Annotated in this window: 9 protein-coding genes and 1 pseudogene; 9 read left to right on the forward strand and 1 reads right to left on the reverse strand. The window is 66.9% G+C overall.

The features are described 5' to 3' along the window. Positions 1-122, reverse strand: a pseudogene (locus F816_RS15085) (IS110 family transposase); the annotation flags it as partial. A 453-nt stretch (positions 123-575) separates the two neighbouring features. Between F816_RS15085 and murJ the strand changes: the two are divergent. From murJ to F816_RS0112200, 9 genes are all read left to right on the forward strand, one after another. After that, positions 576-2,147, forward strand: coding sequence for a murein biosynthesis integral membrane protein MurJ (gene murJ / locus F816_RS0112160; RefSeq protein WP_019594948.1), 1,572 nt, complete (start codon positions 576-578; stop codon positions 2,145-2,147). A gap of 54 nt (positions 2,148-2,201) precedes the next feature. Continuing rightward, positions 2,202-3,164 carry a bifunctional riboflavin kinase/FAD synthetase gene (gene ribF, locus F816_RS0112165; RefSeq protein ID WP_019594949.1) on the forward strand — a complete coding sequence of 321 codons (963 nt, stop codon included), beginning with the start codon at positions 2,202-2,204 and terminating at the stop codon, positions 3,162-3,164. Between the two features lie 33 nt (positions 3,165-3,197). Beyond that, positions 3,198-6,044: an isoleucine--tRNA ligase gene (gene ileS, locus F816_RS0112170; RefSeq protein ID WP_019594950.1), complete on the forward strand. Its 2,847-nt coding sequence runs from the start codon at positions 3,198-3,200 to the stop codon at positions 6,042-6,044. Next, complete coding sequence (gene lspA / locus F816_RS0112175) at positions 6,044-6,547, forward strand: signal peptidase II (protein WP_019594951.1); 504 nt, start codon at positions 6,044-6,046, stop codon at positions 6,545-6,547. Before ileS ends, lspA begins: the two co-directional genes overlap by 1 nt. A gap of 12 nt (positions 6,548-6,559) precedes the next feature. Next, the gene (locus F816_RS0112180) at positions 6,560-6,994 is read left to right on the forward strand and encodes a peptidylprolyl isomerase (RefSeq protein ID WP_019594952.1); all 435 of its coding nucleotides are present in this window, start codon (positions 6,560-6,562) and stop codon (positions 6,992-6,994) included. An 18-nt stretch (positions 6,995-7,012) separates the two neighbouring features. Beyond that, positions 7,013-7,963 (forward strand): 4-hydroxy-3-methylbut-2-enyl diphosphate reductase, encoded by a 951-nt coding sequence (gene ispH / locus F816_RS0112185; RefSeq protein ID WP_019594953.1) that lies wholly within the window; start codon positions 7,013-7,015, stop codon positions 7,961-7,963. A 406-nt stretch (positions 7,964-8,369) separates the two neighbouring features. After that, on the forward strand, positions 8,370-9,224 hold the full coding sequence (gene purU / locus F816_RS0112190) for a formyltetrahydrofolate deformylase (RefSeq protein ID WP_019594954.1): 855 nt from the start codon (positions 8,370-8,372) through the stop codon (positions 9,222-9,224). A 119-nt stretch (positions 9,225-9,343) separates the two neighbouring features. Further along, on the forward strand, positions 9,344-10,189 hold the full coding sequence (locus F816_RS0112195; RefSeq protein WP_019594955.1) for a S1C family serine protease: 846 nt from the start codon (positions 9,344-9,346) through the stop codon (positions 10,187-10,189). A 56-nt stretch (positions 10,190-10,245) separates the two neighbouring features. Then, positions 10,246-11,211: a hypothetical protein gene (locus tag F816_RS0112200; RefSeq protein ID WP_019594956.1), complete on the forward strand. Its 966-nt coding sequence runs from the start codon at positions 10,246-10,248 to the stop codon at positions 11,209-11,211. Positions 11,212-11,223 lie beyond the last annotated feature (12 nt).

The following is an 11,223-nucleotide window of genomic DNA, read 5'->3' on the forward strand; positions in this document are numbered from 1 at the left end:
AACTCCGGGTACTGGTCTCGGCGGTTCGGGAACACTTTGGGCTTGACCTTGCCCGCCTCCAGATCCCGGACCCACATGCAGTCGAGCTTGTTCTTGCTCACATCAATGCCAATATGCGCCATCTCGTCCTCTCGCCTTGTCCGTACAGCCTCACCCGTCCCTCACGGGGGGCATTGGATACCGTTCAAACTTCGAGATGAAAAAGGACTCGGGGGCCCATCTACGAAACAGGTTCGTGACCTCAGGATGCGTTCGGGTTACCCCGAGCCCGGTACGGTTCATGGTAGCGATCCGTGAACCGCAAGACACAAGGATGCGTTGAGCGCAGTGAAACGCATCGGGTCGGGCCGTCCCACGGATCGATGCGATTCGCTACGCTCATCAGCATCCTACCCACCACCAAACGCCCTCCCTAACCCCTGCGTGATCGCTGCGTCCTCTGCGACCTCTGTGGTGCAATCGCTCTTGACCTTGTCCTTCTTCGTGTACTCGTGCGCTTCGTGGTGAATGCCGAAGTTCGTCGAGAATGATTCAAGTACACTGCGGGGCTTTCCCGAAGGCTGCTCCCGCACGCGATGAACCGCCTGTTTCGCTCCACCGCCGTCGTCAGTGGCATGACCATGATCTCCCGGATCATGGGCTATCTGCGCGACATGGTGCTGGCGGTCACCTTCGGCGCCGGACCGGCCACAGATGCCTTCTTCGTCGCCTTCCGCATCCCGAATTTTCTGCGCCGACTGTTCGCCGAGGGCGCCTTCAACCAGGCCTTCGTTCCGGTGTTCGCGGAGTTTCGCGAGAAGCGCGGGCGCGAGGCCCTGCGCGATCTACTGGATCACACCGCCGGCACCCTGATGACGGTGGTCACCATCGTCACCCTGATCGGGGTCCTGGCGGCGCCGGCGCTGATCTGGGTCTTCGCTCCGGGGCTGGGCACCCAGGAGGCCGGGCGCCAGGACCTCGCCGCGGCCATGCTGCGGATCACCTTCCCGTATCTTCTATTCATCTCCCTGACCGCGATGGCGGCCGGCATTCTCAACAGCATCGGGCGCTTTGCGGTGCCAGCCTTCACCCCGGTCTTCCTCAACCTGTCGATGATCGTCGCCGCGCTGTGGCTGGCGCCGATGTTCGACGAGCCGGTGGTGGCCCTCGCCTGGGGCGTGTTTATCGCCGGGGCCGTGCAACTGGCCTTCCAGATCCCTTTTCTGTGGCGCGCCGGACTGCTGCCCCGCCCGCGCTTTCGCCGCGCCCACGAGGGGGTGCGCCGGATCGTGAAGCTGATGCTGCCGGCGATCCTCGGGACCTCGGTGGTACAGATCAACCTGCTGGTGGACACCCTGATCGCGTCGTTCCTCGTGGCCGGATCGATCTCCTGGCTGTACTTCGGCGACCGCTTCGTGGAGCTGCCGCTGGCCCTGTTCGGCATCGCGATCGGCACGGTGATCCTTCCGCGCCTGGCGCGGCAGTACAACCTGGCCGACCCGGCCGCCTTCGGTCGCACCCTGGACTGGGCCCTGCGCCTGGCGATGCTGGTCGCGCTGCCGTCGATGGTCGGTCTGGTCGTGCTGGCAGTGCCGATCCTGGCCACGCTGATCCAGTATCAGGCCTTCACCCAGTTCGATACCTACATGACCGCGATGGCGCTGGCAGCCTACGCCCTGGGCCTGCCCGGCTTTATCCTGATCAAGGTGCTGGCGCCTGGCTTCTTCGCTCGCCAGGACACCAAGACCCCGGTGAAGATTGCGATCATCGCCATGCTCTGGAACATGGTGCTGAACGGCGCCTTTGTGCTGCCGTGGTACCTTTCCGGCACGCCCGGAGCGCACGCCGGACTGGCGCTGGCCACCTCGGCCTCGGCCTATATCAACGCCGGGCTGCTCTACCGCGGGCTGATCCGCGAGGGCATCTACCAGCCAGGACCGGGTTTGCGCCCGTTGCGCCTGGGGCTGCCCTTGGGGCTCGCCGCGATGATCGGGGTGCTGATCTGGCTCTCGCCGGAGTTCGGCCAGTGGACCGAGTGGTCCGTCGACACCCGCCTGCTGGCGCTCGCCGGTCTGATCCTGGCCGGCACCGCCACGCTCGCCGCCACGCTGTGGCTGACCGGCGTGCGCCCGCATCACTTGCTGCTGCGCGAAGGCACCGATCAATGATGCCGGGGAAGGCCCCGGCGGGTTATACTTTCGGTTTTGCGCGGGATCGGGGCGATGCGGCTGATTCGCGGCCTGGGGCCGGCCGACAGCAAGGCGTTCGAGGCAGCCGGCATGCATGGCGCGGTGGTGACCATTGGCAACTTTGATGGTCTGCATCGTGGTCATCAGGCTGTTCTGGGACGCCTCCTCGAGGCGGCGCAGGATCGCCAGGCGCCGGCGCTCCTGATGACCTTCGAGCCGTTGCCACGCGAGTACTTCGCCGCACGCTCCCAGGCTCCCGCGCCACCCGGCCGCCTGCAGCGGCTGCGCGATCGCCTGGTGACGCTGGGCGACAGCTCTCTCGGCGCAGCCTGGGTCCTGCGTTTCGACGCTCAGCTGGCGGGGCTTTCGGCCACGGCCTTCATGGAGGAGGTCCTGCACCGCCGCCTGGGCGCCCGCCATGTACTGGTGGGCGACGACTTCCGCTTCGGACGCGGGCGCGAGGGCGATCAATCGGCCCTGCAGACGGCCGGCAAACGGCTTGGCTTCACCGTCGAATCCACCCCGACGGTGCGTGATGCCGAGGGGCGCATCAGCAGCACGCGGGTGCGCGCCGCCGCCGTCGCCGGCGACTTCGCCCGCGTGGCGGAACTCCTGGGGCGGCCCTACCGGCTGCACGGCCGGGTTGCACACGGCGACAAGCGCGGCCGCACCATCGGCTTCCCCACCGCGAACCTGCGCCTGGGGCCATGGCCGCTGGCACTGCGCGGGGTGTACTCCGGCTGGCTGCGCCGGGCCTCCGGCGAGGCCCTGCCCGCCGTCGCCAACATCGGCTGGCGTCCGACGGTGGGTGGCACCGAACAGCGTCTGGAGGCCCACGTACTCGAGGGCCAGCCCGACCTGTACGGCGAGGCCGTCTGTTTTGAACCCGTCGCGCAGGTGCGCGGCGAACAACGCTTCGAGGGACTGGAGGCGCTGCGCGCGCAGATCGCGCGTGACGTCGAAACCGCCCGCACGCAACTCTCCGCACACGACTGAAACCGGCCCGCAGGGCCGATCCGGAACTCGCTCATGGCACGCAAACCGGCACCGCCGAACCCCTACAAGGACACCCTCAACCTGCCCGAGACGGCATTCCCGATGCGCGCCGGCCTGGCGACGCGGGAGCCCGAATGGCTGGAGGCCTGGAAGGCCGAGGACCGCTACCAACGCCTGCGCGAGTACTGCGCCGGACGGCCGCGCTTCGTGCTGGCCGACGGCCCGCCCTACGCCAATGGCTCGATCCACGTCGGCCATGCGGTCAACAAGATCCTCAAGGACGTGATCGTGAAGAGCCGGACCCTGGCCGGCTTTGACGCGCCGTATGTGCCGGGCTGGGACTGCCACGGCCTGCCGATCGAGCTGAAGGTGGAGCAGAAGCTGGGCAAGGCCGGCCGCGACGTGGATGCCGCGACCTTCCGCAAGGCCTGCCGCGAGTATGCTCAGGAGCAGGTGGACGGACAGAGCGCGGACTTCCAGCGCCTGGGTGTACTGGGCGACTGGGACAACCCCTACCTGACCATGAACTACCAGGTGGAGGCCGACACCGTCCGCGCACTGGGCAGCATCTTCAAGCGCGGCCACGTACAGATGGGCGAGAAGCCGGTGCACTGGTGCGTGGACTGCGGCTCGGCCCTGGCCGAGGCCGAGGTCGAATACGAGGACAAGATCTCGCAGGCGATCGACGTGCGCTTCCGCGTGGTCGACGACATCGACTTCCTGCGCCGCTTCGACGGTATCGACGGTTCGCGCGGTCCGATCAGCGTGGTGATCTGGACGACCACCCCGTGGACCCTGCCGGCCAACCAGGCGGTCGCCCTGCACCCGGAACTGGACTACGCCCTGGTGGAGCTCGAGCACGAGCGCATCCTGTTGGCGGAGGACCTGGTCGAGGACTGCCTGGCGCGCTACTCCCTGGGCGAGGGCCACATCGTGGCGCGCACCAAGGGTCAGGCGCTGGAAGGCCTGATGCTGCGCCACCCGTTCCTGGAGCGCGACGTGCCGCTGATCCTCGGCGATCACGTGACCACCGAGACCGGTACCGGCGCGGTCCACACCGCCCCCGGCCACGGCCAGGAGGACTATGCGGTCGGGCTGCAATACAGCCTGCCGGTGGAAAACCCGGTGGGCCCGGATGGCCGCTTCCTGCCCGACACCCCGCACTTCGCCGGCGAGAACGTGCACCAGGCCAACGGCCACGTGATCGACGTGCTGAAGGAACACGCCGCGCTGATCGTGGCGGTAAAGTTCGAGCACAGCTATCCGCATTGCTGGCGCCACAAGACCCCGATCATCTTCCGCGCGACTCCGCAGTGGTTCATCAGCATGGACCGCGCCGAGCTGCGCGCCGATGCCCTGAAGGCCATCGCCGACACGGAGTGGATGCCGAGCTGGGGCCAGGCCCGGATCCACGGAATGGTGGTCAACCGCCCGGACTGGTGCATCTCGCGCCAGCGCAACTGGGGCGTGCCGATCCCGTTCTTCGTGCACAAGGAAACCAACCGCCTGCATCCGCATACCGCGGAGCTGATCGAGACCATCGCACAGCGCATCGAGCGCGACGGTATCGAGGCCTGGTTCCAGCTGGACCCGCAGGAATTGCTAGGCGAGAAAGCGGGCGACTACACCAAGCTGAACGACACGCTGGACGTCTGGTTCGACTCCGGCGTGCTGCACTCCACGGTCGTGGAGAAACGCCCGGAACTGGGCGAGCTGCCGGTGGACCTGTTCCTGGAAGGCTCGGACCAGCACCGCGGCTGGTTCCAGTCCAGCCTGCTGACCAGCGTGGCCATGCGGGGCGAGGCGCCCTACAAGGCGGTGCTGACCCACGGCTTCACCGTGGACGAGAAGGGCGAGAAGATGTCCAAGTCGCGCGGCAACGTGGTCGCGCCACAAGAGGTGGTCTCCACCCTGGGGGCGGACATCCTGCGCCTGTGGGTCGCGGCTACCGACTTCTCCGGCGAGATGGCGATCTCCAAGGACATCCTCGACCGAACCGCCGACGCCTATCGCCGCATCCGCAATACCACGCGCTTCCTGCTGGGCAACCTGAACGGCTTCGAGCCGGCCGAACACGCCCTGCCGCTGGAGGATCTACTGCCGCTGGACCGCTGGATCGTCGCCCGCGCACTGCAGGTGCAGGGCCAGGTAACGCAGGCCTACGACGGCTACCAGTTCCACCAGATCTACCAGCGGGTGCACAACTTCTGCTCGGTGGAGCTGGGCAGTTTCTACCTGGACGTAATCAAGGATCGCCAGTACACCACCCAGGCGGATTCGCACGTCCGGCGCTCGGCACAGACCGCTCTGTACCATGTGGCCGAGGCCCTGACCCGCTGGGTCGCCCCGATCCTGACCTTCACCGCCGAGGAGATCTGGGAACTGCTGCCCGGCGAGCGCCCGGACAGCGTGCTGTTCTCCACCTGGTACGAGGGGCTGGCCCCGCTGCCGGAGGACGCGTCGTTCTCCGATGGCGATTGGGATCGCATCCTGGAGGTGCGCACCCATGTCGCCCGCGCCTTGGAGCTGGCGCGCAACGAGCAGGGCATTGGCGCCTCACTGAATGCCGAGATCGACCTGTACCTCCCGGCCGACTCGACCGCACGCAGCCTGCTGGAACGCCTCGGAGACGAATTGCGCTTCGTGCTGATCACCTCCGAGGCACGCCTCGCCGAGGGTGCCGCGCCGGAAGGCGCGCATGCCGCGGAACTCGGCGACGGGACGCCGCTGGGCGTGGCGGTGCACAAGAGCGAACAGCCCAAGTGTGCGCGCTGCTGGCACCGCCGCCCGGACGTCGGTCAACACACCCAGCATCCGGAACTGTGCGGGCGCTGCGTCAGTAACGTGGACGGCCCGGGCGAGACCCGGCGTTTCGCTTGATGGGCTTGCGGGGGTCCGGCCTCGGCCCGGGGCTGCTGATCGCGGTGGCCATCGTGCTGGCCGACCAGGTCACCAAGGTCTGGGCGGAACATGCGCTGACGCTGTTCGCCCCGGTCGAGGTCACGAGCTTCTTTAACCTGTCGCTGGTGTACAACCCGGGTGCGGCCTTCAGCTTTCTGGCCGGGGCCGGGGACTGGGGCCGCTGGCTGCTGACCGGCATTGCCATGATGATCGGGCTTCTGATCCTCTTCTGGCTGGCCCGCCTGCCACGCCAGGCCTGGTGGTCAGTGACCGCCCTGGGCCTGGTGCTGGGCGGCGCCATCGGCAACCTGATCGACCGCGTGCGCTACGGCGCGGTGGTGGATTTTCTGGACTTTCACTGGGCGGGCTATCACTGGCCGGCCTTCAACGTGGCGGACATGGCCATTGTTGTAGGGGCGATCACGCTGATCGTCGCCACCTTCATCGAGGGCGATCGCAGCCACTCGGGCAACACAGACTAGTCGGGAGCACACATGACCACGGCCACCAAGGGCGCGCACATCGAGATGCACTACCGCCTGATCCTGGAAAACGGCTTTGTCGTGGACGGGACGGGCGAGGAACCCATCACCCTGGAGATCGGTTCCGGCGAGATCCTGCCCGGGCTGGAGGATCTGCTAGTCGGCCTGATCGCGGGCGACCACCGGGAATTTGCGATCGAGGCCGGCGTCATGTTCCCGTTTCGGGACCAGGCAGCGGTACAGGAAATGCCGCGCTCGCAGTTCCCGGCCGACCTGCCGCTGGAAGTGGACTACATCTACGAGTTCAACAGCCCGGCCGGCGATGCCGTACCCGGCCGCATCGAAGCGGTGAAGGACGACACCGTGACGGTGGATTTCAACCACCCGCTGGCGGGGCAGAACTTCACCTTCGAGGTGGATGTGCTATCGGTAAGTGAACCGCAATAGGTCGCAGGAGAGTCTCCTATGAGCATGCAGGCCCAGCTCGCCAATCCGCGTGGTTTCTGCGCCGGGGTGGAACGCGCCATCGAGATCGTGGAACGCGCCCTGGAGATCTACGGCGCGCCGCTGTACGTCCGCCATGAAGTGGTGCACAACCGGCACGTGGTCGGGCGTCTGACGGATGCCGGCGTGCGCTTTGTCGACGAGCTGGACGAGGTCCCCGACGGCCAGGTGGTGATCTTCTCCGCCCACGGCGTGCCCAAGCGTGTGCAGCAGGAGGCCGAACAACGCGGCCTGACGGTGTTCGACGCCACCTGCCCGCTGGTCACCAAGGTACATCTGGAGGTAGCGCGCTACGCCCGCGAGGGCCGCGAGGTGGTGCTGATCGGCCACGCCGGGCACCCCGAGGTCGAGGGCACCCTGGGCCAGTTCGATGATTCCCGGGGCGGGAGCATGATGCTGGTCGAGACCATCGCGGACGTCGAGAACCTCGAGGTGGCCAACCCCGACCGGCTTGCCTTCGTGTCCCAGACCACGCTGTCTATGGACGACACCGCCGGGATCATCGACGCCCTGACCGCGCGCTTCCCGAAGATCGAAGGCCCGCGCAAGATGGACATCTGCTACGCCACCCAGAACCGCCAGGACGCGGTGAAGGACCTGGCGAAGCAATGCGACCTGCTACTGGTGGTCGGCTCGAAGAACAGCTCGAACTCCAACCGCCTGAGCGAGATCGGCGCACGCATGGGCGTGGAGTCCCATCTGGTGGACGGCGCAGCCGACATCGACCCGGCCTGGCTCGAGGGCAAGAGCCACATTGGCGTCACCGCCGGCGCCTCGGCCCCGGAGGTCCTGGTCAACGAGGTGCTCGACTTCCTGCGCGGACACGGCGTCGACGCCGTCTCCGAACTCGCCGGCCGTGAAGAGACCATCACCTTCTCCATCCCCACCGGCCTGCGCCGCGAATCCGCCTGACCCGGCCCCGTCCTTCCTTGCGCCGATTTGTTCACCACGAAGCGCACGAGGAGACGACGAGGGCAAGGCGAATGAACCACAGAGGTCACGGAGATAACCGGGGATGGCTTTGTGGCAGGCGGGATGCTGAGGCGCGCAGCGAATCGCATTGATCCTTTGGCACCGCCCGAACCCCATGCGCAGCAGAATCTCGTCATCCCGGCCGCAGGGGAGAGCCGGGATCTTCCAAGGCTGCCACCGACGCATCGCCAACCCCGGGAGATCCCGGATAACCGCTGCGCGGTTTCCGGGGTGACTTCGGTTGGGGCGGTGCCCTCTGTGGTAAAAATGCCCATAACCTTCTCCGTGCCTTCGTGCGCTTCGTGGTGAAACCCGCCCTTGACCTTATTCGGGATACTTAAACGACATGGATGATCGACCCCGTTTTCGGCTGAGTATCCGCTGCCCCGATCAGCACGGAATCGTCGCGCGTATTGCCAACGCAATCGCAAATACCGATGGCTGGATCACCGAGGCGGCCCAGCACACCGATGCCGAGGCCGGCTGGTTCTTCATGCGCTGGGTGTTCTCCTTGCCCGTGGACGCCGAGCCCGCCCTGCGTGAACGGCTGGATGAACTGGCCCTCGATCTTGGCATGGACTGGTGGCTGGCGGGGGCCGACACCCGCCCGCGCGTGGTGCTGATGGTCTCGCGCGAACCGCACTGTCTCAGCGACCTGCTGGCCCGCTGGAGCAACGACGAACTGCCGATGGAGATCCCGGCGATCCTTTCGAACCACCGCGACCTGGCACCGCTGGCGGATTGCTACGGCATCCCGTTCGAGCACATCCCCGTGCCGCGCGAAGATCGCGAGGCCGCCTTTGCCACCCTGCAGGCGCGCCTGGCCGAGCTGGCGCCCGACGCCATCGTGCTGGCGCGCTACATGCAGATCCTGCCGCCCACGCTCTGCGACGAATACCCCGAGCGCATCCTCAACATCCACCACAGCTTCCTGCCGTCGTTCGTCGGTGCCCGCCCCTACCACCAGGCCTTCGCCCGCGGCGTGAAGCTGATCGGCGCCACCTGCCACTACGTCACCGAGGACCTCGACGCCGGCCCGATCATCGAGCAGGACGTCACCCGCATCCGCCACGACGACGGCGTGCAGGACCTGATCCGCAAGGGCCGTGACGTCGAACGCTGGGTCCTCGCCCGCGGCCTGCGCTACCACCTCGAGGGCCGCGTCCTTACCCACGGCAACAAGACCATCGTCTTCAACTGACGGGGTGTCGACGCGGCGTTAAAGCGCCCGCTAGCCATGACCCCCTTCGCCTAACGCATCACCACCACGGCCGGAACCGCCTGACCTAGACTCGAACCATCGACTGGCGGGGATGGCCCATGGACAGCACGACGAGCAAGCGATCCGCCCTCTTCTTCCGGGGCTTTTCGGCAGACACCTGGCAGCGCGCGTGGAAGACGCTGAAGGTGCTGGCCACGGCGAGCCTTCTGGCCCTGCTGGTTACCCAGCGCCCGGCTGCCGCCGACGGGCTGCCGGACACGATCGAGCGCATCAAGCACTCGGTAGTCAGTATCGCGACCCACCAGCCGTCGCGCAGCCCGCGAGCCAATTACCTCGCAACCGGATTTGCGGTCGCCGACGGGCGCCTCATCGTTACGAATCACCATGTGATCCCGGAATCACTGGATCATGCAAACCGCGAGCAACTCGTGGTGGTCAGCGGCGAAGGTCGCGACACCTCCATCCACAGCGCGGAGCTTGTGGCCCATTCGGCGAACGACGACCTGGCCCTGTTGCGGATCGCCGGCCCTCCACTGCCCCCCTTGCGACTGGGATCGTCGGACGCCGTACGCGCGGGCGAGCAGCTGGCCTTTACGGGCTACCCGATCGGCATGATCCTGGGCATCTACCCCGCGACCCATCGTGCCAACGTGGCCGCACGCACCCCCATGGCGATCACCGCCCGCCGCTCGAGAGAACTGAGCGAGGCTCACATCCGGCAACTGCGCGCCGGCGCACCGATGGTGTTTCAGCTGGATGCCACCGCCTACCCCGGTAACAGCGGCAGCCCCCTCTACCGCATCGACAGTGGCGAAGTCGTCGGCGTGATCAACCAGGTCTTCGTCCAGGGCGGGCGCGAGGCCGCAGTAAGCCGGCCCAGCGGGATCAGTTACGCGGTGCCAGCCGACCGGATCCGCCCGCTGCTGGCCGGCTACCAGGAGTAGGGCCGATCCGCACCCCCTCCCCTCACGGCAAGTCCGAGCCGGACCAAGGCACACCCATGGCGGCCTCATCGTCCGATACTCGCTGCGTTTACCGCCAGATCCACATCGATGTGGCCCGCAACGCCACGGACGACTTCAACCCGTTCCATGACGGCGACAAGTGGACGCGCATCCGCGGCAATCCGTTTGGCGGACCGATCGTGCTGGGCTTTCAGCTGGAGTGTCTGGCAGAGGCCCTGGTGACCCGGATGCGGATCGCCGAGGGCGATGCCGGAAGCAGCTCGCAACGCCCGTTCCGCAACTACCAATTCACGTTCGCCGGCGCCCTGCGCGTGGACGAGCCGTTCACCACCGTCGTCAAACCCACCCTCCGGGGCACGGATGCGTCGGGACAGCCGCAGGTATCCAATCGCATTGCGATGCGCAAAGGCAGCGGGCTGGTGCTGCTCGGCCATGTACGCGACTCCCTGACACCCCAGGCGTTGCCTGGCGAGTCATTGCCGCTGCCCGCGGATGTCCGACTCGAGCAGCTCGAGGATCGCTGCGTGCTCGCGGACAACGGGTGGTTCCACAAGCGCAAGTTCATGTCGAACAGCAATGCCAAGAACCTGCTGTCAGGGTCACTCGTGCGCCAGGCGGACTACTTCGACGAGCTGGAGGACCGCATCAACTTTCCGGACATGTTTCCCGCCGCGCTGATCTCCTGCGCCCTGCTCGAAAAGGCCGATGCGGACGGCCACGATTTCTACCGCGACCCCATGGTCTACACCGCGCACCACATCAGCGTGGACCAGCAGCTGGCACGCGCCCTGCGCAGCGCCGACGCCCTGCACATCCTGGTGAGCCCCGCGGAGCGAGTGGAAACCGCGGGGCGCGGCCTGGCGGGCTCCGGCATGGCACAACGACGCTATCGGTGCATGGGGCTGGTGGCAGGCCCGCGCATCCTGTTCCGCGGCGAACTGCTTCTCGCACCCCTGATGGCCCTTTCCGAAGCCATGGCCTCCGGCCCCGCAGCCCCCTGAGCCCTAGGGAAA

Source organism: Thioalkalivibrio sp. ALM2T (genome assembly GCF_000381505.1).
Taxonomy (GTDB): domain Bacteria; phylum Pseudomonadota; class Gammaproteobacteria; order Ectothiorhodospirales; family Ectothiorhodospiraceae; genus Thioalkalivibrio; species Thioalkalivibrio versutus.

Bases quoted from the DNA above. Each gene is read 5' to 3' on its own strand.
- murJ (WP_019594948.1), top strand. From the start codon at position 576: ATGAACCGCCTGTTTCGCTCCACCGCCGTCGTCAGTGGCATGACCATG.
- ribF (WP_019594949.1), top strand. From the start codon at position 2,202: ATGCGGCTGATTCGCGGCCTGGGGCCGGCCGACAGCAAGGCGTTCGAG.
- ileS (WP_019594950.1), top strand. From the start codon at position 3,198: ATGGCACGCAAACCGGCACCGCCGAACCCCTACAAGGACACCCTCAAC.
- lspA (WP_019594951.1), top strand. From the start codon at position 6,044: ATGGGCTTGCGGGGGTCCGGCCTCGGCCCGGGGCTGCTGATCGCGGTG.
- F816_RS0112180 (WP_019594952.1), top strand. From the start codon at position 6,560: ATGACCACGGCCACCAAGGGCGCGCACATCGAGATGCACTACCGCCTG.
- ispH (WP_019594953.1), top strand. From the start codon at position 7,013: ATGAGCATGCAGGCCCAGCTCGCCAATCCGCGTGGTTTCTGCGCCGGG.
- purU (WP_019594954.1), top strand. From the start codon at position 8,370: ATGGATGATCGACCCCGTTTTCGGCTGAGTATCCGCTGCCCCGATCAG.
- F816_RS0112195 (WP_019594955.1), top strand. From the start codon at position 9,344: ATGGACAGCACGACGAGCAAGCGATCCGCCCTCTTCTTCCGGGGCTTT.
- F816_RS0112200 (WP_019594956.1), top strand. From the start codon at position 10,246: ATGGCGGCCTCATCGTCCGATACTCGCTGCGTTTACCGCCAGATCCAC.